The sequence below is a fragment of the Variovorax sp. P4_D9 genome (assembly GCF_056401695.1).
This window is the reverse complement of sequence record NZ_JBFUIU010000070.1, coordinates 1-20549: the sequence shown is the minus strand read 5'-3', so window position 1 is coordinate 20549 and position 20549 is coordinate 1. Positions and strand designations below refer to the sequence as shown.

General features: G+C 64.8%; 27 protein-coding genes. 9 read left to right on the top strand and 18 right to left on the bottom strand.

Annotated features, from left to right (window positions below):
- Together AC1DY5_RS10655 and AC1DY5_RS10650 are read right to left on the bottom strand one after the other, a co-directional pair.
- A partial coding sequence (locus tag AC1DY5_RS10655) for an alpha-amylase family glycosyl hydrolase (RefSeq protein ID WP_478111255.1) occupies positions 1–1125 on the bottom strand: 1125 nt, incomplete at its 3' end.
- A complete protein-coding gene (locus tag AC1DY5_RS10650; RefSeq protein WP_478111254.1) occupies positions 1122–1271 on the bottom strand; it encodes a hypothetical protein in 150 nt (49 codons plus the stop codon). The genes AC1DY5_RS10650 and AC1DY5_RS10655, both read right to left, overlap by 4 nt.
- A gap of 951 nt (positions 1272–2222) precedes the next feature.
- On the opposite strand from AC1DY5_RS10650, the gene AC1DY5_RS10645 reads away from it, so the two are divergent.
- The 3 genes from AC1DY5_RS10645 to AC1DY5_RS10635 are packed head-to-tail and all read left to right on the top strand — an operon-like array spanning position 2223 to position 3221.
- On the top strand, positions 2223–2435 hold the full coding sequence (locus AC1DY5_RS10645) for a hypothetical protein (protein WP_478111253.1): 213 nt from the start codon (positions 2223–2225) through the stop codon (positions 2433–2435).
- Positions 2432–2950: a hypothetical protein gene (locus AC1DY5_RS10640; protein WP_478111252.1), complete on the top strand. Its 519-nt coding sequence runs from the start codon at positions 2432–2434 to the stop codon at positions 2948–2950. The genes AC1DY5_RS10645 and AC1DY5_RS10640 overlap by 4 nt, the downstream gene beginning before the upstream one ends.
- 22 nt (positions 2951–2972) lie before the next feature.
- Positions 2973–3221, top strand: coding sequence for a hypothetical protein (locus AC1DY5_RS10635; RefSeq protein WP_478111251.1), 249 nt, complete (start codon positions 2973–2975; stop codon positions 3219–3221).
- Positions 3222–3538: 317 nt separating this feature from the next.
- Here the strand turns inward: AC1DY5_RS10635 and AC1DY5_RS10630 are convergent, their stop codons facing one another.
- The 4 genes from AC1DY5_RS10630 to AC1DY5_RS10615 form a co-directional block, all read right to left on the bottom strand.
- Positions 3539–3751: a hypothetical protein gene (locus AC1DY5_RS10630; protein WP_478111250.1), complete on the bottom strand. Its 213-nt coding sequence runs from the start codon at positions 3749–3751 to the stop codon at positions 3539–3541.
- Between the two features lie 636 nt (positions 3752–4387).
- The gene (locus tag AC1DY5_RS10625; protein WP_478111249.1) at positions 4388–4882 is read right to left on the bottom strand and encodes a hypothetical protein; all 495 of its coding nucleotides are present in this window, start codon (positions 4880–4882) and stop codon (positions 4388–4390) included.
- 101 nt (positions 4883–4983) lie between these two features.
- Complete coding sequence (locus tag AC1DY5_RS10620; RefSeq protein WP_478111256.1) at positions 4984–5559, bottom strand: PASTA domain-containing protein; 576 nt, start codon at positions 5557–5559, stop codon at positions 4984–4986.
- 653 nt (positions 5560–6212) lie between these two features.
- Positions 6213–6560 carry a hypothetical protein gene (locus AC1DY5_RS10615; protein ID WP_478111248.1) on the bottom strand — a complete coding sequence of 116 codons (348 nt, stop codon included), beginning with the start codon at positions 6558–6560 and terminating at the stop codon, positions 6213–6215.
- 94 nt (positions 6561–6654) lie between these two features.
- Between AC1DY5_RS10615 and AC1DY5_RS10610 the strand changes: the two genes are divergently transcribed.
- On the top strand, positions 6655–7263 hold the full coding sequence (locus tag AC1DY5_RS10610; protein ID WP_478111247.1) for a tyrosine-type recombinase/integrase: 609 nt from the start codon (positions 6655–6657) through the stop codon (positions 7261–7263).
- Between the two features lie 209 nt (positions 7264–7472).
- Here the strand turns inward: AC1DY5_RS10610 and AC1DY5_RS10605 are convergent, their stop codons facing one another.
- Genes AC1DY5_RS10605 through AC1DY5_RS10595 form a run of 3 tightly spaced genes read right to left on the bottom strand, consistent with a single transcriptional unit; the run spans position 7473 to position 8832 of the window.
- Positions 7473–7694: a hypothetical protein gene (locus AC1DY5_RS10605; RefSeq protein ID WP_478111246.1), complete on the bottom strand. Its 222-nt coding sequence runs from the start codon at positions 7692–7694 to the stop codon at positions 7473–7475.
- Positions 7660–7983: a hypothetical protein gene (locus tag AC1DY5_RS10600; protein WP_478111245.1), complete on the bottom strand. Its 324-nt coding sequence runs from the start codon at positions 7981–7983 to the stop codon at positions 7660–7662. Before AC1DY5_RS10600 ends, AC1DY5_RS10605 begins: the two co-directional genes overlap by 35 nt.
- A 48-nt stretch (positions 7984–8031) precedes the next feature.
- Positions 8032–8832: an SDR family NAD(P)-dependent oxidoreductase gene (locus AC1DY5_RS10595; protein ID WP_478111244.1), complete on the bottom strand. Its 801-nt coding sequence runs from the start codon at positions 8830–8832 to the stop codon at positions 8032–8034.
- A gap of 91 nt (positions 8833–8923) precedes the next feature.
- On the opposite strand from AC1DY5_RS10595, the gene AC1DY5_RS10590 reads away from it, so the two are divergent.
- Both AC1DY5_RS10590 and AC1DY5_RS10585 read left to right on the top strand, forming a co-directional pair.
- Positions 8924–9883, top strand: a complete 960-nt coding sequence (locus AC1DY5_RS10590; protein WP_478111243.1) for a GlxA family transcriptional regulator — start codon at positions 8924–8926, stop codon at positions 9881–9883.
- A gap of 169 nt (positions 9884–10052) precedes the next feature.
- Entirely contained in the window at positions 10053–10763 is a 711-nt protein-coding gene (locus tag AC1DY5_RS10585; RefSeq protein ID WP_478111242.1) for a gamma-glutamylcyclotransferase, read from the top strand.
- 3 nt (positions 10764–10766) lie between these two features.
- On the opposite strand, the gene AC1DY5_RS10580 is transcribed toward AC1DY5_RS10585, so the two are convergent.
- From AC1DY5_RS10580 to AC1DY5_RS10555, 6 genes are read right to left on the bottom strand one after another with little or no spacing between them, the layout of a single operon-like run.
- Positions 10767–11678: a LysR family transcriptional regulator gene (locus tag AC1DY5_RS10580; RefSeq protein WP_478111241.1), complete on the bottom strand. Its 912-nt coding sequence runs from the start codon at positions 11676–11678 to the stop codon at positions 10767–10769.
- Positions 11679–11729: 51 nt separating this feature from the next.
- Positions 11730–12518, bottom strand: coding sequence for an enoyl-CoA hydratase/isomerase family protein (locus tag AC1DY5_RS10575; protein WP_478111240.1), 789 nt, complete (start codon positions 12516–12518; stop codon positions 11730–11732).
- Positions 12519–12550: 32 nt separating this feature from the next.
- Complete coding sequence (locus AC1DY5_RS10570; protein ID WP_478111239.1) at positions 12551–13444, bottom strand: alpha/beta hydrolase; 894 nt, start codon at positions 13442–13444, stop codon at positions 12551–12553.
- Positions 13445–13459: 15 nt separating this feature from the next.
- Complete coding sequence (locus AC1DY5_RS10565; RefSeq protein ID WP_478111238.1) at positions 13460–14653, bottom strand: alpha/beta fold hydrolase; 1194 nt, start codon at positions 14651–14653, stop codon at positions 13460–13462.
- Between the two features lie 27 nt (positions 14654–14680).
- Positions 14681–15391: a flavin reductase family protein gene (locus AC1DY5_RS10560; protein WP_478111237.1), complete on the bottom strand. Its 711-nt coding sequence runs from the start codon at positions 15389–15391 to the stop codon at positions 14681–14683.
- Between the two features lie 32 nt (positions 15392–15423).
- A complete protein-coding gene (locus AC1DY5_RS10555; protein WP_478111236.1) occupies positions 15424–15876 on the bottom strand; it encodes a MaoC family dehydratase in 453 nt (150 codons plus the stop codon).
- A 263-nt stretch (positions 15877–16139) separates the two neighbouring features.
- On the opposite strand from AC1DY5_RS10555, the gene AC1DY5_RS10550 reads away from it, so the two are divergent.
- Positions 16140–16349 carry a hypothetical protein gene (locus tag AC1DY5_RS10550; RefSeq protein WP_478111235.1) on the top strand — a complete coding sequence of 70 codons (210 nt, stop codon included), beginning with the start codon at positions 16140–16142 and terminating at the stop codon, positions 16347–16349.
- A gap of 18 nt (positions 16350–16367) precedes the next feature.
- A complete protein-coding gene (locus tag AC1DY5_RS10545) occupies positions 16368–16952 on the top strand; it encodes an N-acetyltransferase family protein (protein ID WP_478111234.1) in 585 nt (194 codons plus the stop codon).
- Between the two features lie 284 nt (positions 16953–17236).
- Here AC1DY5_RS10545 and AC1DY5_RS10540 read toward each other — a convergent pair whose 3' ends face one another.
- From AC1DY5_RS10540 to AC1DY5_RS10530, 3 genes are all read right to left on the bottom strand, one after another.
- Complete coding sequence (locus AC1DY5_RS10540; protein ID WP_478111233.1) at positions 17237–17737, bottom strand: hypothetical protein; 501 nt, start codon at positions 17735–17737, stop codon at positions 17237–17239.
- A 148-nt stretch (positions 17738–17885) separates the two neighbouring features.
- Positions 17886–18335, bottom strand: a complete 450-nt coding sequence (locus AC1DY5_RS10535) for a hypothetical protein (RefSeq protein ID WP_478111232.1) — start codon at positions 18333–18335, stop codon at positions 17886–17888.
- 569 nt (positions 18336–18904) lie between these two features.
- Complete coding sequence (locus AC1DY5_RS10530) at positions 18905–19249, bottom strand: hypothetical protein (RefSeq protein ID WP_478111231.1); 345 nt, start codon at positions 19247–19249, stop codon at positions 18905–18907.
- Positions 19250–19812: 563 nt separating this feature from the next.
- Here AC1DY5_RS10530 and AC1DY5_RS10525 point away from each other — a divergent pair.
- Positions 19813–20549 (top strand): IS630 family transposase (locus tag AC1DY5_RS10525; RefSeq protein ID WP_478111230.1); only part of this gene is annotated, 737 nt, incomplete at its 3' end.

Here is a 20549-nt window from a genome sequence, read left to right as displayed (position 1 = left end):
AGCCATGCCGCGTGCCTCATCGAGGAGGCCGTTTTGCCAGGTGCAGTTGGAGTAAGTCTGCGAGAGAATGCCTTGCGGATCGGGCAGATGCTCGGCGCATTGGATGATCAGGCTGCGCCCGGCCTGCCCCGCAAACTTCGGCAGCGTTTTCGAGTGCTGATAGGTATTGAAGACAAGGGCCGCATAGCCGACGCCCGCGGGGCCGTCATACATTCCCGGCACGTAGTCATAGCGGAAGCCATCGACGTGATACTCGTTCAGCCAGTAGCGGTTCAGCTCAGCAAAGAAATCTCGCGTGAACTGTTTGTTGTAGTCGGCACCGGGACGGCTGAAGAATTCGCCGGCGAAGAAGCCCATCATGGGATTCGGCTCACCGGAAGTTTCATAGACGACGTTGTAGCAAAATTCCGGATGCGCGTGCGCATAGACCGCATCGACGATCACGGCGATGCCCTTCGCGTGGCAGGCATCGACGACGCGTTTGAGTTTCTCGGGTCCGCCGAGCCGCTCGTCGGGTGAGTAAAAACTGAGCGGTGTATAACCCCACTCGGCGTCTTCCTTCACGTTGGTGATCGGCATCAGCTCGATCACATTCACACCCAGCTCACGCAGATAATCGAGCTGGTCGATCACACTCTCGAAGTCACGGTTGAACTCGCGGACGTTCAACTCATACACGACCATCTCGTCAACTTCCGGAGGACTGAATGCCGCATCGCTCCATGCAAAGGTCGGCGCGTTTTTCGTAAAGGCCGAAAGCGTGCCAATACCGGCGTCACGCGCGAACGGATCGGCGAACCAGAACGTCACGTCGCTTCCATTGGCACGCTGGAGTTGGTAGCGGTAGAGATACTTGCCGTCCTCGCCGAAATGGCTGGGCGGCGGAACAGCCACCAGCGGTACCATTGCTTCCCATAAATCGAGCGGCGAACCGTTCACCCAGTTCATCCAAAAGTCCATCGGCTCAATGCCACGAATGAATTGGTCGGCCTCATGAATGATGCGCACATGTAGGCGGTAGCCTTTGTCGAAGGTGATACCCGGCAGGTAAACGCCGAACTTCACTTGCCAGATGCCCGCCGCATCCTGAACTGGATGTGCGCCTACTTCATTCAGATTGATCATAGGTCAAAGTGAAATGACAACGGCGTAACGACGATGTTGCGGAAGAAAACGACGTCTTTGGTAAGGTGATTTTGCAATCCAATGAAGCCGCGCGTTGAAAGGTTGCCGGTGAAATTCGTGATGACCGGAGTTCCGTTCAGCGTCACGTTGTAAGTTTGGYCAAGCATCGTCAAGGCCATTGAAGACGTACCGCCCGATGACGTCGCGCGAGAAATCGGTCGATGGCGAAGTCCGAGATGTGGCCATAGGAATGCTCCTTGAGGCGGTGACCGCGGGCATGGCCACAGTGAACCGAATTCGGCAGCGCTTTCGTCGAGATAACGCTACGACTGTCGAACGGTCAAGCTCGCCGCGATGTGAAGAGCGTCGAGAGAATTCTCTTCGGCAACAGCGCCGTCCTGCAATAGGCTCTTTCGCATACACCACTCGTTCGCTGCAGTTCCTCCCCGTTTTTTGAGGACCCCGTCGCATGCGGGGTAGTGTCTGAGCGCGCTCAGGCCACTGGCCCGCCTGGCTGCAGGTACTCTGCCCCTCTCCCCTCCTTACAGAAATCACGGACCTTGAGCTGGCGAGTTCAGCGCTGCTTGATGGACCCGAATGCAAGTTGTCGAAGACCGTGACGCTAGAGCCCGACTCTTGCTCGATCCACGCGAGCAACGCCCGCGTACAGGAGGACGGCAGTCGCACCGAGGCCGGACCCAAGATGCTGTACGAGGGGCGTGCCGATCCGTCGGACTTTTCGAGATCGACAGCCATCGATCTCCAGATGCGCAGGCAGCTTTCGACGAACCCGAGTTGCGGTTGCTATGAACTGACTTGTCGGACAGGGGCATCGACGACCTTTATTCCAAGCCGTCACTTGTGTGTGTTGCCCCGTCGGTCGCGGATGACCGTCGTTGCAGGCGGCCTGTCTGGCGTCGATCCGCCTGGTGCCGCCCGCCGGCTTGGAGGGTTCCTGCTCCTTTTCCGTGCCGTAGTGTCGGTTGCTCTGTCGAAACCTTGCGTTTTTTCATTCCGCCGTGCGATAGTTTCGGCGCGAATTATAGGAAATCGCAGTTCAGTTTGTCTCCCTGGGCGCCTGCCGCGCTGCCACCGCGTTGCGCGCGCGTGCGGCCGCGGATGGCTGGCCGGAGTTGCTCGGCCAGGCCATTGACCGGACGGGCGACACCGCCATTCTGGTGTTCCTGGTGCTGGTCGGCTGCGCTGCGCTGGTTCTGTGCGTCTTCGCCCTCTGGCCGGTTTCTGTGGCAGTCATGCTCGGCATGGGCTTGCGCATCTGCCAGGAGCTCCTGCGAAAGGCGAGGTCATGACGACGCCAAGCCCAGCGCGCGCCCGGCGCGGACGCAAACACGTRCCCTCCWTCCAGGACGCMCCGGTCTCCACCATCCACCGGATCGCCGACCAGACCGAGTCCGTCGAGGACCGTGACGCGCGSCTCGCCCGCMGAGCCCAGCGCACCACCCTGTGGTCGGAGCCCGAGCTGGATCTGGGGCATCACGAACCCACGGCAAAACACCTGGCAAAGCGCCGGTTCACGATCAAGGCGGAGATCAACCAGGGATGCGTGGACTTCCGGGTGTCCGCCAAGAGCGATCCGGTCACCTTCGACGAGCTCGCCGCGGCCTGCGCCGAGCAGCTGCCGGGCGTCGTGCACGAGCGCCGCACCAAATGGCTCCAGTACACGTTCGMCCTCTGGTCGCACGCGGGCCAGTGCCTCTATTCGATCCCGATCGCAAGCATGCCGGAGCCTGCACCGGCAGCGCCCGCCGCACGCAAATCCCGCGGCCATCCGTCCGAGTTGGCGGCCCATCACCCGCGGGGATAGCCCGCCGGAAAGGAAGCCCCCAATGAAGAGATTCATCGCCSTCGTCGCCCTCAGCCCCTGGYTCGCCTACCACCTGCTGAGCCTCGTGACTAGGGCAGAGGCCGCCTGGTCTTTGGTGAGCGCAAGCCTGTGGGTCGGCACCCCCATCCTGGTAGTGGTCGCTGCATTGCGCGCCTACGACGAAGGCCTCAAGCGCGGATCGCGCCCCTCCACCGCGGTCGACACGGATCGCCCGCCCTACCAATCCACCCAACTGGGACAACTGAATTGAGCTCCGCTGCCGACCTCCTCKCCCGCCACTTCTTCGGGCATGCCTGCGCGGCTCCCTCGGCCTTYTCSTCGGAATCGCGTGCGAGCGARTCGATCTGCACGATCCGCAGCATGGACGGGCTGCCGCCAGCACGGCGCAAGCGTCCGGGCCTGCACCCCTTCGCGCCCTCGATTACCTTCAGCTCGTAGGCGCCGCGCTTGATCTTCAGCTCGGCCGGCGTGATGCCGTGCGCGCGCAGCGCGCCCTCGAAGGCTGCGATGACCCCGTCCATGTCGATGTAGACTCGCGGGAGGTCCGGGTAGGTCCGCACGCTCATTTCAGGCGGCCGTCAACGTCGAGCTGCGTTCGGCGCCGCGATGCCGGGCCGTCGCGCGGGGCAGTCGCAGCTTGCGCCCCAGCGCATCCTGCGCCAAGCTCAACGCACCCACGCCGACGTTGTCGCCCCCGGCCTTGCGCTCTTCGGAGGCGTTGCACGCCTTCGTCCAGATTGGGCTCGAGATCTTCGGGCTTACCAAGATCCCAGGCAGCAACCCCTACGCCGCGACGGAGAAGCTCCTCGGGATCGCGGAGCACTTTCCTGAGCTGCATGACCGCGTGATCATCTCGCCGGACAAGGGGTGCGTGGTCAAGCCGCGCGACTACCTGGTGGACGACCGTCCGGAGTGGGCGAACGCGGAGCAGTTTCCGGGCACTGTGGTGAAGTTCAAGGGCGACTGGCCTTCCGTCGTTGAGCAGATACGAATCGGAATGCGCATCCGCCAGGCCATGGCGGGCGCGGCAGACCTATCCCTGGTCCCGATCACCTCCGCGCCAGCATCAGCGCCAGTCGTAGCACAGACACGAGTGTCTCCGTTCAATCCGGCATGTGGATCGCCAACGACCTGCGCATCGGGCGGGTCCGGTACGTGCACGACGATGGCACTCTCGACATCGTTCTCTACCAGCGCGATGGCGTACGCATCGGCTGAGAATCGCCGTCGATGGGCGGCCCGCGCGGATTTGAGCCGTGCTGCAGCCCGGAAGGCTGGCGCGGAATCGAGACAAGTTCGCCATCCTGCAGGATCTGGTGACGCCGATCGACCGCAGCGCGGAGCGCTCGGCGGGCGCGGCTGTTCGGCTCTAAGGACAACCAATTGCCGGTACAGGTGTACGCCTTGCGATCGGCGCTACGACCCCAGCGCAGCACCCGACATCTTGATGCTATGCGGCTTGAAAGGACCGGTGCTGATGTCCAGCTCTCGTTTGCAAGCGGCGACTTCCCGCCCCTCGACTTTGAGTGAGATGCTGCCGACCGGGTTGCCCAGCGTCACGGCTGTCAACGAGCCGTCGTAGAACACAAAGTCCGCTGCCTGTACTCGCAACTGCAGGACTACGCTGAGCCGCAGCGTGCACCAGTCAACCCCGTCGATCGTCAGGACCAGGCGTGGCTCGAGATTGGCCTCCAGATCGTGTTGCCCCAGATGCGCGAGTTCGGGCTTCGGAGGGTTCCGGCTCTTGGCCACAGCCTCGCGAACCACCCTCACCTGGCCCCAACCGCGGGCCAGCAGTTCGAATGGATTGCCTGAAAAGGCCTCAACGAGCTTCTGCCGCAAATCGACTGAAGGCAACTCGCGCACCTTCTTCCCCATGACCTTTGCGTCCTCGAAGTCGATGTTCTCCACGCAGAACTTTGCCCTGTCGCGCAGCTCCTCCAACCCGACTTGGGCGGCTTCGAAGCCGAGCAGCTGGTAGATCGACCCGTTCTCTGTGAGCTCAGATGATTTCATGCATCACTCCCTCCTTGAGGTGTTGCCGGTCCGTGCACGGTCACCTGTGGATCGACGCGGACAACACGCCAGCCGGCAGCCGACGGCTGCGCACCCGTCGCAGACGTCTTTGAACGCGAGACCCGCACTGAAACCCCGGGTGCCTGGTCGGGCTTCAGGCGCCAAAGCACCACACTATCTTTTGCCACCGGGAGCTTCTGCTTCCTCTTCCCATCTTTTGGCGGCTTTGCAATCAGCAGGGCAACCACGAGGACTGCCAAGATCCCTGCAGCGTATAGCCACCATCGCTGGGCGAACTCTGCCGCGACATCCATCGCGGCTGGCACTCGCCGCGACGGAGGTGCGGTGCGCGGCGCCTCGGGGGGTGGTGCGCGGGTCCCCATGGTCATCAAGACCTGGGAATTGACTTTCACTGACGTGCCTGGTGGCGGGCTCTGCCCGAGAACGTACCGACGTTCATCACTGAGATCACTTCGAAGATCCGGGCTGAAAATTGGTCTGAGCGCCATTTCTTCTACAGCCCTCGTCGCCTCGGCCCGACTTTTGCCCTCAACGGGTGGCACCAGCACCATCGTGGTTGGTTCCGATTCCGGTGGTGGGACGGGTTCGGGCTGCGGCTCCTTTTCGGGGAGAACCTCGGGCGGTGGCTGCCCCGGCGTCTCCGGTGGCGGCGGGGCCAGGTCTGGACGACGTCCCTTGGGCGCGGCCTCCTTTAACGCGCGATTAAGCGCGTCAAAGATCTCTTGCTTTGCCTTCTCGACCTCCTGGTTGGGTGGCCGATCCTGGCGATTTGGCAGGGGATCTCCTCGCTGCGTCTGAGCTTCCGCCGGGGAAATCAGGGTCAGCACAAGGAGCCACGCTCGGGTGAGCCGGATACCTTGGGCTGCGACACTTCGGCGTTGCATGCTGGGTACCCCCGACAGCCACGAATCGCATTGCTCTTGCGAGAGCCCCTGGGCCCCGTCGCGCTCAGGCGATCCTCGGCCACAACGTCGGGTCTGTACATCAGCCAAAGGTGAAGGACGCTTCGAACGGATGGCCGATCGTCTGGAACAGGGACCAGGCAGTAACTCGGCAAGCGTGATCGACATTGAGGTCTCGCTTGATGGGCGATGGCAACGCTGCGGAGTCCGTTCCAGGCATACCAATGCACGCGAGCCCTTATCCTCGTGGCCTACCTATGTCCCGCACCATCGTCGTCTCTGCAGCTCGCAGCCTCCCCTGGCTACAAAACCCGCTCCAAGCTCACAAGGAGTGGCGCTCGACGCTGAGCTGGAAACGCGTCGACGGAGGTAGCGTCGCCGACGCCCCGCTCTACACCGAGCACAGCAACAAGCTCTACCAGTCGTTCTGGGGAAAGTTCTGCCGCTGGCTCGCCGCCCAGTCGCTGCGGCTCGACCAGGTCAAACAGGCTCACATCGAGGCATTCCTTGAATCGCTGCGCGGCCGCAAGAACGCGCCGGCCAGCGTCCGCACCATGCGGACCTACCTGGCTGAAATCAACCGCGTGTTCACGCACCTCCAGGCGATCGGCGTCCTGCGTACCAACCCGGCGGCGGTCGTCCTCGAGCACAAGCGCAGCAAGACCGAAACGCGCTTCGAGACCGATCCGCCGCTGCCGCCGGGCCCGACGTTCCTGGCCGCCTACCGAAAAGATGGCCGCCCGGATGTTCGCCGAGGAGCATGCCTTGCTCCGCCGCGGCTGGACACCGGCGCGGAACCTGGCGCTGCGCCTGCTAGTTGCCGAATGCGGCCTGAAGTTGTCCGAGGTCTGCAAGCTCATCCCAGGCAACGTGACCATCAAGGACGATGGCACCGTCGTGATCCGCTCACCCGGTCACCGCCAGGTTACCGCGCGAACCCTCCTCGGGAAGCGCCAGCTCGCGAACGCGCTGAAGCGCTGGATCGAGAAGCGCTCGGAGTTGCAGATCGTCCGGTCACGGCGTGTGATCGAGGAAGGTGCACGCGCATCGAATCGCCTCTTCCTTGGCCAGGCCGATGTCGCTCCCTCGGCGGACCTGATCGGTGGGGGCCTGGGCGCCGCGCGCAGCCCGATTGCGCCGGACCTGGCCGAGCGAGTGGTGACCAGCTGCGTGAAGCGGACCCTCGAAGAGCTGGGTCACCAGGCCGCGTTCCACGGGCCGCAGTTCGTGCGCAACGCTTACGCAGCGCGGCTGATCCTGGCCGGCATGAACGACGGCGACGTGTCGGACCAGCTGGGGATGAAGACGACGTTTACGGCGCGGGCGATCCGCGACAAGCTGAGCCTCGCTTGATCCCGGTCGCGACCGTCTGGACCGGAAGACCATGAACTCCCAGTTCTTTTTCCTTCTTCGAGACGACGAGTACCAACCTCGACCACACCGCCACCAATGCGGCACTGCTTGATGACTACTGCCGCATCCTGACGCCCAAGTCCCTCGCCCCGTAGCCCGCCAAACGTTCGCCGAGGAGGGGGTGCGCCACACGCGGTGCACCAGATCTCTCAATAGTCCAGCCACTCGAGCGGCGCGACCAGGCCCACGCCTTCGCGACCGCTCACCCGCGCGATCGTCTCCGTCAGGACCGTGATGTTGTTGTCGAATGACCCGTGCGTCGCCTGAATGCGATCGCCGTGCTTCGTGGCCAACACCTGCGGCTTCTCGATACGTTGAAACAGCGGCGTCTTGCCGTCAGTGCCCGACCATCCTTGTTGCCACGCCACCATCTCCTGCAGTTGTCCCTTGTGTGATGCGCACCTTGTTCTCGATATGGCGCGTCCAAAGCAGGTAGTTGGCGACACAGGCGAGGCCAAAGCCCCTGCAGGCCCCCTGATCCCCCTGATCGAGAACCAAGCCGGCCGCGACATAGGACGTGATGAACTTCTTGACGTCGCTTTCAAGCGGGTAGGCTGGCGGAAGAGACCTCAGTGGCGGACGATAGACGAGATCGCGCAGGTCCAGTCGATCCGGACGAGCGTCAAGGAGCCGTGCAGACGTGCTCGGTTTGGCGGCCATGAGTGCCTCCTCATCGGGGTTCTTGTTAGAGGACATGTCGCAGGCGATTCAGAGCTGGTAGCGCGGCGCAGGACTGGACCGCGACAGGTTGGGGCCGAGCGCCTTGCGTGCCGCGTCGAAGCGCTCCCAGTCGCCGATGTCCGGCAGCGAAGGGATGGTCACGAGCTCCTTGCGGTCGAAGCCGACCAGCGCCGCGTCGACCATCTCCTCGGCTCCCATCACGATGTCGTTCGGCAGATGCTCCACCGGAACGCCGGCGATGCTCCAAAAGTCGGTGCTGGTTGCGCCAGGCAGAACCGCCTGCACTTGGATCCCCTTGGGGCCCAGCTCGTGGTCCAGCGATTGCGTGAAGGCCAGCACGAAGGCCTTGCTGCCGCCGTAGGTGCCGTTGAGCAGGTCCGGCGCCACCGCCACGATCGAGGCGATGTTGATGATCGCGCCCGTTCCGCGGCGAGCCATGCCGACGGCGACCGCGCGTGTGAGCCGGGTCAGCGCCGTGACGTTGAGCTGGATCATATCCTCGAGGCGATCGGCGTCGGAGTCGATCAGCGCGCTCGTGGCGCCCACCCCCGCGTTGTTCACGAGCAGGCCGATGCGCTCGTCAGACTGCAGCCGCTTCTCGACGCGCAGCAGGTCGTCCTTGACCGTCAGGTCGGCTGGCAGCAGTTCGATGTGGCGCCCCGTGGCGGCGCGAAGATGCTCCGCAAGCGCCCTCAGTTTGGCGACGTCGCGCGCCACGAGGATCAGGTCATGGCCCCGTCTGGCGAGCCGGTCGGCGTAGATTGCGCCAATGCCGCTGGATGCGCCCGTCACCAGTGCGATGGGCTTGGCGTTGTCGGTCGGTTTCATCTGGATTCCTTCATGTCGGGTTGATTGACATGGTGAAGTTAGCGATCTATCCTCTGTCCTAAATGACAAACTTACCTCATTTCCGGACAAGATGAAGCGCGTCGGCCTCGTGGTCTTCCCCGGCTTCCAGATCCTCGACCTGGCGGCTGGGTCGGTGTTCGAGATGGCCAACCTCGAAGTGCCCGGTGGCGCCTACGAGATCGATGTCGTTTCCGAAAGCGGCGGTGCCGTGAAGAGCTCGCTCGGCGCGGCGGTCCAGACGATCGCTTTGGACCCGCACGCCTATCACACGCTGCTGGTCGCGGGGGCGACCGTGGTGCCGCTGCCATCGCCGAAGCTGTTGCGCCTGCTCGCGCGTGCGTTCGAGTCCACGCGGCGCATGGCGAGCATCTGCACGGGCGCGTTCGTGCTGGCCGAGGCCGGCCTGCTGAACGAGCGGCGCGTCACGACGCATTGGCACCTTGCGCGAGAGCTCCAGCGCCGCTTCCCATCCGTGCGCGTCGAAGAGGACCGCATCTTCGTGCGCGACGGCACGGTCTGGACCTCGGCCGGCATGACGGCATGCATCGACCTCGCGCTGGCGCTCGTCGAGGAGGACCTGGGCGCCGACGTCTCGCGCATGGCCGCGAAGAAGCTCGTGGTCCACCATCGCCGTGCCGGTGGCCAGTCCCAGTTCTCGATGCTGTCGGAACTCGAATCGCAGTCGAACCGCATCCARACCGCATTGACCTACGCCAAGAACCACCTGCACAAGGATTTGTCGGTGGAGACGCTGGCGCACGCGGCCCACATGAGCCCACGCAACTTCAGCCGCGAGTTCCGGCACGACACCGGCCAATCTCCGGCGCGGGCCGTCGAAAGGCTGCGCGCCGAAACGGCCCGCATCCTCGTCGAGGCCGACAAGCTGACCATCGAACGCATCGCGAGCAAGACCGGGTTCTCCGATCCCGAGCGCATGCGGCGGGCCTTCCTTCGGATCTTCGGCCAACCGCCGCAAGCCCTCAAGCGGGCCGYACGTGAGCGCCGCATGGCCGAGGCAGCGGCCGGTTGAATCGGCAACGATCCTCGGTGCCCGCGAGGACGCCGCGATTGTTGTCATTCGGCGAATGGCGTTTTGAGCAGCGAGCGCTTTTTCATTGCGGCGCCGATTCGTAGAGTGCTGCATGCCCCAAGCGCATCCCGAAGCGAACGCCCTTCATCGCATTGACCCTCGCCCTCCCTTGGAGAGCCTTCCGATTCCGCTCGGCACCGAGCACGAACTCACGCGCCAGCGCCTGGCCGCGGGATCGTTGATCGAGTCTCTGCGCGCCAACCTGCCGCCGGGCGTCAGGATCCGGAGCGACGCGGAAATAGACGAAACGCTCGAAGCCATCCTGCGCGACCATGACCCGGCCCAGGACCTCCACGTGTTCGGCTACGGCTCGCTGATGTGGAACCCGGCGATGGACGCGGCACACGCCAGCATCGCGCGTGTGCAAGGCTGGCACCGCAGCTTCTGCCTTCGCACCGTGCTCGGGCGCGGCTCGTCGCAGGAACCTGGCGCCATGCTCGGCCTGGACCGCGGCGGCGCATGCCGCGGGATGCTGTTTCGCATCGAGGCGGCCAAGGTGCCCACCGAACTGCGGCTGCTCTGGCGCCGGGAGATGTTCGCCGGCGCCTACGATGCCCGATGGGTGCCGGCCGCGAGCGGGGCCGGCACCCATCGGGCGCTCGCCTTCGTGGTCAATCGAAGGCACGAGCGCTACATCGGCGGCCATCCGATGCCGGACCTCGCGTGCCTGATCCGCACCGGTAAGGGGGCGCTCGGCAGCTCGCGCGCCTATTTCGATGCCACGGTCCAGACGCTCGAAAGACTGGGCATCCGCGATGTCGGCATGGAGCGGCTGCGCGCCGCGATCCTGCGCGTGGACCAGGAAACCGCCACGGCCTGAGGCTCAACCGAGCCGCAGTTCGTCGTGCCGCTCGAAGAGCGCGATGGTCCAGTCGATGAACACGCGGACCTTGGCGCTGAGGTAGCGGTTCGGCGCGTAGAGCACATGCACCGGGATCGTTGGCGTGCGCCAGCCTTCGAGCAAGGGCACGAGCTGCCCGGCCTTGATGGCTGCGCCCACCGCATAGCTGGGCGCCTGGATGATGCCGAGGTCCGCCAGGCCGGCTGCGACATAGGAGTTGGTGTCGTTGACGACGAGCTTGTGATCGAGCGCGACCTCGGTCTCGGACTTGCCGTCGGAGAAGCGGAACGCCAGCGCACGCGGGCTGCGCGCGGACAGCATCCCGACGCTCGGGCGCTCGCCAAGTTCCTCGGGCGTGATCGGCGTGCCGTGAATCTTCAGGAAGGCCGGCGTGGCGCAGGTGATGAACTGGAAGGCGCCGATCCGCCGCGCCACCATGAACTGCTCGCTGACCTCGCCGGCGCGGATCRCGCAGTCGACCCCTTCTGCCACGACGTCGGCGCGCCGGTTGCCGACGCCGAGTTCCACTTCGACGTCCGGATACTCCCGATAGAAATCAGCCAGCGCGGGAACGATGACCATCGTGCCGATGGCCGCCGGCGTTTCCACGCGTACCCTTCCCGAGGGCTTGCCCTGCGACAGCCGCGTGGACGACTCGATGTCGGCGAGATCGGCCAGCAGGCGCACGACGCGCTCGTAGTAGGTCGCGCCTTCGGGCGTGACGGTGACGGAGCGGGTGGTGCGATGCAGCAGGCGCACCTTCAGGGCCTCCTCGAGTCCCTGGATCAGCCGGGTCACCGTGGCGTTCGGCACGTCGAGCGTGTCTGCGGCCTTCGTGAAGGTGCCAGCCTCGACCACCCGGACGAAGGCGTTCATCGCGGCGATGCGGTCCATGGTGAGGCCTCCTCCGTTGGATGCGGAGGGCCATCATAGACCGCACCGGTTTCAGCGGCCGTTGAAGTCGAGGACCGGGCGGGGCTTGCCCGCCTTCAGGGCATCGACCGCCGATTTCAGGCCGCGCTGGACGTCGTCGGTCTCGAACAGCGGCATGGCGATGTCGAATATCGCGTCATCCGCCGACGACACGCCACCCACCGCCCAGGCGCGCAGCAAGGCTTTATGCGCGGCATAGGCACGCGTGGGGCCTTGCGAGACCTTGCGTGAGAACTCGCGCGTCTCATTCAGAAGATCGGCGTCCGCGATCACACGGTTGACCACGCCGAAGCGCTCCATCGTGGCGGCAGGCACCCGCTCCGAGGTCATCGCCCATTCGGAAGCCCGCGACCGCCCGGCACGTTCCGCGACGCGGTAGACGCCGCCCAGCACAGTCACGATGCCGAGCGACTGTTCCGGATGCCCGAAGGTCGCCGATTCACCCGCGAAGATCATGTCTGCACGAAGTGCCAGCTCGAGCCCCCCGCCGAAGCACAGGCCCTGCACCGCCGCAACGACGGGCATCGGCAGGCGCTCGAAGCGGTTGAAGACCGACAGGTATTGCTCGAAGCGGCTGCGGAGCTCGCGGATGCTGGCGCCCGGCCAGCTCATGATGTCGCCGCCGAACGAGAAGTTCTCGCCCTCGCTGCGCACGAGCACCGCGCGGGCATCGCTGCGTTCGATGGCCGTGACGGCCGCGGCCAGCTCGTCGATCATCTGGTCGTCGATGCGGTTCTGGGGCGGTCGGTCGAGCACGATGATGGCAACGCTTTCGTCGAAGCCGACAGTCAGGTGGGGCATGGTTGGGTCCTTTGTTGGGTGAAAAGGGAGACCTAGCTCAGGTGCTGCCTGAACCATTCGACGGCGGCCGCGCTGGAGGCCTTGAAGCCGCCGAGATACGGGTCGAAGTGGCCGCCTTCGATCGTCACGAGGCGCTTGGGCTGCAAGGCGCGCTCGTAGGCGGCGAGCTCGAGATCGGTCAGCGTGATCGTGTCGTGCGTCGCTACCACCATCAGCAAGGGCGTCGGCGAGACTCTCGCGATCCAGTGGCCGGGCTCGTACATCCGCGCGGCGCGCGTGGACCGCACCGTCACGCTGTTTTCCCAGGCGCCTTCGGGCACCGGCTTCAGGTAGAAGTCGATCGCGTCCCTGGCGCGGTAGGAGGCGGGAACGGCCGGGTCTGAGCTCACGATGGCCTGGTGGCGCGGCGGCTCGCCGCGCAGCTGCGCGCGGTCGTCGTCGGCGAACATCTCCTCGATGAGGTGGACGTTCTCCGGCGCAATCCGGCGCAGGCCCTGCTCGAAGCCGCTGATGGTCGGCACCTGCGCGACGACGCAGCGCAGGCGGCGCTCGGTCGCACCGAGCACGATCGCGTGGCCGCCCGCGTAGCTCGTGCCCCAGAGTCCGATGCGCTGGGGATCCACCCCACCGAGGCTCTCGAGATAACTGATGGCGCGTCGCCAGTCGGCGATCTGCCGCCACGGATCCACGTCCTGGCGCGGCAGGCCTTCGCTCGCGCCGAAGCCGCGGTGGTCATGCAGCAGCACCACGAAGCCCGCTTCGGCGAAGGCTCTCGCGAAGGGCTCGATGCCGTGCTCCTTCACGCCGGCATAGCCGTGGGCCATCGTGATCGCCGGCCGCCGGCCTTCGCCGGGCGGCACGAAGAGCCAGCCGCGCAGCTTGACGCCGCCGTCGGCTTCGAATTCCACATCCGTACGTTTCACCATTTCATTTCTCCTGAATCAATCGACGCGTCGAGCGGCGCCGAGGAAGTGGCTGGCGTCCACCCTGCCCTGCAGGCGCCGGCCGAGTTCGGCCGAGAACTTCAAGGCGCTGCCGAGCGGCCTGTGATGGATGGCGGCGCGAATGATTTTTCCCTCGTCGTTGCGGATGAGGATCGTGACGCCCGAGAGCTTCTCGCCCCCGAAAGCCTGGGCTTCCCATTCAAGGTAGGTGCGCGCGCCGCTGGTGCTTTGCTGCGTGAAGGCCAGCGCCTCATAGATCGTGCTGGCCGCGCCCATGACGGTCTTGACCTGTTCTGCGCCGACGACGGGGCTCGTCATAACACTGGCCTCGAGCACGATGTCGCTCGCGAAGGCCTCGGCGAAGGCGGTGGACGACTTCTGCTCGAACGCACGGGTCCAGCCTTGCGCGGCCGCGGCGCCCGGCGCGGCGTCAGCCGCCGCGAGGAATTCGGCGAGCACCGCGGCGAAGACCCTCGGCTGTTCGACATGCGGCCAGTGGCCTGCGTCGGCGACGGACGCCACGGCAGGCTGCCCGAAGCGGGGCAGCACCGCCTTCGAGACCACTTCGGCGGTCACGAAGGGATCGTGCTCGCCGCGCACGACCAGCACCGGGCCACGGTGCCGGCTGGGTTGCGCCCCCGCTGCATGGCCCCGGTTCCAGAGGTCGGCGAAYATGCCGACCGAAGCGGCGTTGACCGGGTCGCCGAGCCGGCCCAGCTTCTCGAGCTTCTCGTCGTCCAGGTGCGCGCCGAGCTGGCGCCGCAGGCCGCGCTGGGCATCGGGTTGCCCACCCAGCGCATGGAAGGGCTTCATGGCCTCGTCGGGCAGGCCAGTGCCCGATAGCGGCACCGGGGTCAGCAGCACCAGGGCGCGCACCTGCGCCTCGAGCAGGCTGGCGGCCAGTTCGGCAACCTGCGCGCCCATGCTGTGGCCGACCAGCACCACCGGGCGGGCGAGCAGGCGGACCTGCTTCGCCAGGTCGTCGGCGAAACCGTCGAGGCTGTACGGGCCCTGCTCGGCCACCCGCGCGCCCATGCCCGGAAGGTCGACGCACAGCGCATCGGCCGCGCGCTCGCCGAGTTCGGCGACCACGTCGTCCCAGGCGGCAGCGCCGTCGAGGAATCCGTGGACAAAGACAAGCGTTGGAGCCGCTGCGTGGGCGTGGGGTGTCGATGGATTGTTCGCGGTCATTCAGATTTCCTGTGATGTGTTCGGGGGTCAGCGCGTCGCGCCGGAGGCGGACCATTCCTTGCTGTCGATCGGCGAGTAACCGTCCGCAAGGCCGTCGAGCCGGCCGGCGCGCTGCCCGCGCAGTGAAGACAGCAGCTGTTCATCCAGCGGCGTCGTGAAGGCGTTGTGCACGAGCGTGTACTCGGCCGCGAGGCGGCCCACGGCCTGCAGCGCGCCGGTGTCAATGCGTCCTCCCGGCAGATAGACGTCGTCGCGGATGTGGAAGCGCAGCACTTCGCCGAAGACCACGTGGTCCCCGAGCTCGCCCATCGGAATGAGCCGTTCGAGCCGGCACTCGAGCGCGATCGGTGCGCCCTTGACCCGCGGAGGCCGCACCGCGACCGACGCTTCCTTCTCCAGCTCGATCGCGGCGAACTCGTCGATCTCGGATGCGAACTCGAAGGCCGATCGGTGCATGGCGTGCGCCTGCGGCAGCGTGACCATGTTGACCACGAATTCGCCGGTCTCGCGAATGTTGATGAAGGTGTCCTTCAAGGTCACGCCGTCGGAGCGCGGCTGGAGCGACAGCGAAACGATCGGCGGCTTGCGGCCGACGGCGGTGAAGAACGAGATCGGCGCGAGGTTTGCAATGCCCGCGCGGGATTGCGTGCTGACCCAACCGATCGCGCGGGGCAGGATGGAGCCGATCAGCAGCTTGTAGGCCGAGGTCGGGTTGAGGGTCGATGAGTCGATGATCATGGTGGGCTTCCCGGTTGAAGATGTGTGATGCCTCAGGCGACCCGCCGGGCCACCATCAGCTTGGCAGTCAGGATCTGGACGACGTCGCCGCGCTGATTGGCTGTCGTGGAGCGCATCACCGCGATGCCGCGGTCCGGTCGCGAGCGCGACGGGAGCAACTCCACCACCTCGCTATCCACGTGCAGGATGTCGCCGGGGCGGGCGGGCGCCTTCCATTCGATCTCTCCGCCGGCGCCCAAGATGCCGTTGGCCAGCTTCGGACCGCCGGTCACGAGCAGGCGCATCGTGATGGCCGCGGTTTGCCAGCCGCTCGCCGCAAGTCCGCCGAAAAGGGTCTGGCGGGCGGCCGCGTCGTCGAGGTGGAACGGCTGGGGATCGAACTCGCCGGCGAAGCGCTTGATGTCATCGGCGCGCAGTTCGTGCTTGCCGCAGTCGAATCGGTCGCCGATGCTGAGGTCGTCGAAGAAGAGGAGTTGCTGGCCCATGCGCCGTCCTTTGCAGATGAAGTTGCGGGCCGGTCGACGAGCGGGATGGCTGATCGATCGGACAGGGCAACTCTAGGAAGATCGCGGTTTGTCGGTAAGGCGATGCGGTGCAATACGCTTTTTCAGCGGCGTCAATAACCACATGGTCGGGGAGCGAGGCGATTGTTTCGGAAGTTGCAATGCCGCATTGATCCGATTCGCCTTTTTCAGCGCGGGACCGAGGACTAGATTGGAGACATGCCAACCCCTCGGAGGTCGCCATCATGTCCCACCTCAGTCATATCGAGTCCAGCGCTCGGTTCGAGATCCGGTTCCGATCGCTGTTTCGTTCGGGTCGCGGCTATGCGTTCCCGTGCGATCCCGTCGGCCATGTGGATTTCGATGCACTGTCCGAACGCGGACGCTGCAACTACCTGTTCGCGCAGGCGATGGTCGGTCGCGAGTTCGCGACGCCCAGCGTCGACGTTGTCTGAGCGCATCGGGAGATGGTCATGAACCCCTCATCGGCGGCGACCCATTCCACCCTTGCGCCCGCATTCGCGATCGGGGCCATAGAAGCGCGGCAGCACACTGCTGAAGCCAAGGACGGCACGCCGATCCATGTGCGCCCGATCGAGCCCGGCGACTTCGAGCGAGAGCGCGAGTTTGTCGAAGGGCTGTCGCCGCGCACTGCCTATCAGCGACTGATGTCGGCGAGAAAGCCGTCGATCGAGGAACTGCAGCGCTGGACGCGCATCGATCGGTCACGCGAAGGGGCCGTGGTCGCGACCGTCACCATCGACGGCCGGGAGCGGCAGGTGGGCGTCGCACGCTACGTCATGGAGGGCGCCGATGGCGAGGCCGAGTTCGCCATCGTCATCAGCGACGCCTGGCAAGGAAAGGGGCTCGGCGCGCAGCTGCTGTCAGCGCTGATCGATCTCGCGAGGCAGTCCGGCATCAGGCGCTTGTTCGGGAGCACCCTGTCGGACAACAGGGGGATGCTGGAACTTGCCCGCGGCTTCGGATTCAGGCTGTCCAAGGAGCTTGGCGCGGCGATCATCACGGACCTGAGCTTGACGCTGCAACCCGAGATCTAGGTCGTTCCGTCAATAGAATGCAGCGGCGTTCTTCTGACGTCGCACTTCGGCTGATGAGTTGCGGGAACGCCCGGTTTGACCGCGAGGGTGGAATTCGCGGCCGAGCCAAGCAGCAGTCATTCGGCTTGGTCGCCCCGTCGGCCAACGTGCCCGCGAATCAAGCTGTCGTTCCACGAAGCGCGCATACCGGGAGATTGAATTCGGTGATTCGCACTGCGCTGCTGCAGGTTTCAAAGACACCTATCTATGGTGGAAGATGACCCGGCGGCAGCCCGCGCACCTCCCTATTTCAGCTTGGCATCCTCTTGTTTGGCTTCGGCCATTGCCTCTGGCTCCAGTTCCTCCGCGTAGCGGTTGAGCCGCACGAACAGCCCCCATCCGGCCAGGATCACCCCGACGGAGCAGAGCGTTGCCGCAGCGAAGAGTAGAAGCTGGGGCTCCTCTCGCGCCTTGAAAATGGCGACCAGCGCTTCGACCGCGACAGCCACGACGATGACGACCATGAATCGTGACAGGAACCTGCGCACGCGAGTGGGTGCGCTGATGTGGGCGTCGCGGATGACTTCTTCTTCGGCGATGGTCTGGGAGATCTGCAAGGCGACGACGGCGGCCGCCAGCAGCCCCATGGCCTCGACGACGGCTTCCGCGGACGGCGCGTCCAGGTTGGTTCCGAATACTGTCCAGACCGCGCGAGTCGAAATGGCGATCAGCAAGAGCGCCATGATGCCGAACAGCGCGGCCATGAACGCATGGATGGCCGAATAGAGGCGGAGGATGAGCTTCATGAGAAGCGCGATCCTGGCTCGCTTCACGAAGGCAGCGTGTACGTTGCCACCGCTTCTTCTTGTCGGGGATCCGTCTATGACGACAGATCAGGGACGACCGGCAGAGCGCCCCTTGTCATCGTCTATCGTGCCAGCCACCGTGGCCCGGTCACTGGGGCGTGTCTCGCTGAGCCTCGGCGCGTACCTGAGCCGCGTTGGGCATGGTCGACAARACCTTGCTGTTCACGCGCGATCCGCTGGTCACGTTCTGATCAGGCGCCGTGGCAGCCGCCTCCGCCTGGGCGCGGATTGCCGAGGGGTCAGCGGTCGAGGTGAAGGGCTCGGCTCCCCGGGAACCTCGCGTGACGTTCTGGTTGGGTGCGTGCGCGGCTTCGATGGCCTGCTGCTGGACCTTCGTGGGGTCGGCCGCGGACGTGAACGGCTCAGCACCGCGCGATCCGCGCGTGACGTTCTGATTGGACGCGTGGGCGGCAGCGATCGCCTCCGCCTGCACCTCGGCGCGGCTTCTGCCAGCCGGCGCCTGAGCATGCGCGGCGCTTGCAAGCATCCACGAAATGGCCGTGGTCGTGATGATCCTAAAGATGGGTGAAACGTTCATGTGATTCCTTCTGGGTATCTGAGCGGCTCGATGCGCCGGCTTCAACCCAAGACTATTTGCGGTGCATTGCGGGGCGATGACGCCAGGAATGCCCCCTCGGTCATCGGGTTATTCAGCGCAACTGTCGTCCGGATCGGCGGATCAGCGAGCCTCGCCGCCACTTTGGGTTACCTCACACACGACCGATTGCCAGCGCCGATCGCTTATCCTGCCGCCACCCGCAGCAAGAGGCTGACGACCGGCATCAGTCTGTAAGGCCCGTTTGGCTGGAGATCAACACAGCATGGATACCAACTCGCAGGTCGCCCGGCTCGACCACGACCAATGGCAGGTGCGAATTTTCATGACATGGGACGAGGTTCTGCACTCCCTCGCCGGGCGTGCCGATCAGCAGTCTTCGAGGTGTCGAATCGCCCTGCCCAGGGGACTGCGGGACCCGGCAGAAGCGATAGCGTCACTGCGGGATCGAGCGCGTGAATTCATCGCGGATTGGCATCGGCGTGACCACCACGCACACTCCGAATTCAGCGAGTTGTAGGGCGCCTTCCGACTGAGGCGATAGGCGACGCTCACCCCGGGCTGCTGGCGAGACGCAGCCAGGTTGGAAATTGACGATCAAATTCTTGTGGGGTGATCTCCGCGAGGTGCTCGCATGCCGTATTGGGAAGCGCCACGCTCATTTCCTCGTGCCAAAGCACGATGCCAAGAAATCGAAGGACCAAGACGCGTTCCTCACGCGGAACGGGAAACTCCGACACATGATGCGGCAAGCGCAGCATCGAAACGCGTCGCCGCACCTCGATGACGATCCACCCCGAGCGCCTGGCTCGGATGCACACCGCCCTGCCCAACCAGATCTGGAGGCGCAGCTCCCACGCCACAAGGAGCAGTAGGATCAGCGATACGGCCAACATGCAAAATCCGACCTAAGTAGTTATTGCGTAAGGAAATATCGTCAGAGAAAACTTGAATGTAAGATTAGGCTTCGCTGAATCGCAGCGCAATACACCGAACGCCCTATCGCGTCAACTTGATCACGAAATCCGACATTCTGTGGCCCCCGAGCAACTCTGCGCCCGGTAGCCCCAGGGGCCGGCAAGATTTCCATGGCAATCAGACGGCGCACGGTCAGTGCAATACCCATCAGGTCGGCGTGCGGGGCACAGACAAGACCATGAAGAAGACCACGAAGCCGTTGTTCGCAATCTGAAGGGCGATGTCTGTCGCGTCGACGGCTCTTGCCGATTGAAGCGATGGTGCAGTTTGAAGACGGCGAGATTCGCCAAGTCCACATCGGGCCAAGGAATCACCGCCGGAGAGAGCCCAACTGGCACCGCCACGAACTTGCGGCTGTTCGTGATGATTCGTTAGATGTCGACGTCCATACGGTTACGGGGCTTGCCGAATAATCTAGTGTAGTGCGCTCGAAATAATAGAACTTAAAGTATACTGCGCTTACTTTGCGGAGGTTTGARCCATGCGCGTTGCCCGGAAGATCGAACTGGACGCTGTTGCCGAACGGGAGTTGACTGCGCTCGCCCGGCGCGGCCGCGTTGAGGCCCGCGTGCAGCAGCGAGCCAGGATCGTGCTGTTGGCCGCGAAGGATTGGCAGAACAAGGACATCGCTGCCGAGGTCGATCTGGATCGGCGCCAGGTGGCCTTGTGGCGCCAGCGCTTCCTGGACGGCGGGGTGGAGGCCCTGATGCACGATGCGCCGCGCCCCGGGCGTACTCCCAGCGTGACCGCCGAGCTTGAGTCGAGCATCGTGGACAGGACGCTTCACGAAAAGCCCATCGCCGCCACGCACTGGAGCACGCGCACGCTGGCCGCGCAGCTCGGGGTGGGGCCGACAACGATTCGCCGGGTCTGGCAGCGCAACGGCCTGAAGCCGCATCGGCAGAGCAGCTTCAAGCTCTCGCGCGACCCGCGCTTCGAGGACAAGYTGCTGGACGTCGTGGGGCTGTACCTGAACCCACCCGAGCGCGCCCTGGTGCTCAGCTGCGACGAAAAAAGTCAAATYCAGGCGCTCAACCGCACCCAGCCGGGCTTGCCGATGAAGAAAGGCCGCGCCGGCACCGTCACTCACGACTACAAGCGCCATGGCACGACCACGCTGTTCGCGGCGTTGAACACCCTGGACGGCACCGTGATCTCGATGTGTCAGCAGCAACACCGCCACGTCGAGTGGCTGCAGTTCCTGCGCCTGATCCAACG

Coding starts and splice junctions, on each gene's coding strand:
- AC1DY5_RS10540 (WP_478111233.1), bottom strand. CDS start 17,737: ATGAAGCTCATCCTCCGCCTCTATTCGGCCATCCATGCGTTCATGGCC.
- AC1DY5_RS10555 (WP_478111236.1), bottom strand. CDS start 15,876: ATGGGCCAGCAACTCCTCTTCTTCGACGACCTCAGCATCGGCGACCGA.
- AC1DY5_RS10545 (WP_478111234.1), top strand. CDS start 16,368: ATGAACCCCTCATCGGCGGCGACCCATTCCACCCTTGCGCCCGCATTC.
- AC1DY5_RS10575 (WP_478111240.1), bottom strand. CDS start 12,518: ATGCCCCACCTGACTGTCGGCTTCGACGAAAGCGTTGCCATCATCGTG.
- AC1DY5_RS10600 (WP_478111245.1), bottom strand. CDS start 7,983: ATGGCCGCCAAACCGAGCACGTCTGCACGGCTCCTTGACGCTCGTCCG.
- AC1DY5_RS10605 (WP_478111246.1), bottom strand. CDS start 7,694: ATGGTGGCGTGGCAACAAGGATGGTCGGGCACTGACGGCAAGACGCCG.
- AC1DY5_RS10620 (WP_478111256.1), bottom strand. CDS start 5,559: ATGGTGCTGGTGCCACCCGTTGAGGGCAAAAGTCGGGCCGAGGCGACG.
- AC1DY5_RS10595 (WP_478111244.1), bottom strand. CDS start 8,832: ATGAAACCGACCGACAACGCCAAGCCCATCGCACTGGTGACGGGCGCA.
- AC1DY5_RS10560 (WP_478111237.1), bottom strand. CDS start 15,391: ATGATCATCGACTCATCGACCCTCAACCCGACCTCGGCCTACAAGCTG.
- AC1DY5_RS10550 (WP_478111235.1), top strand. CDS start 16,140: ATGTCCCACCTCAGTCATATCGAGTCCAGCGCTCGGTTCGAGATCCGG.
- AC1DY5_RS10570 (WP_478111239.1), bottom strand. CDS start 13,444: ATGGTGAAACGTACGGATGTGGAATTCGAAGCCGACGGCGGCGTCAAG.
- AC1DY5_RS10530 (WP_478111231.1), bottom strand. CDS start 19,249: ATGTTGGCCGTATCGCTGATCCTACTGCTCCTTGTGGCGTGGGAGCTG.
- AC1DY5_RS10610 (WP_478111247.1), top strand. CDS start 6,655: ATGTTCGCCGAGGAGCATGCCTTGCTCCGCCGCGGCTGGACACCGGCG.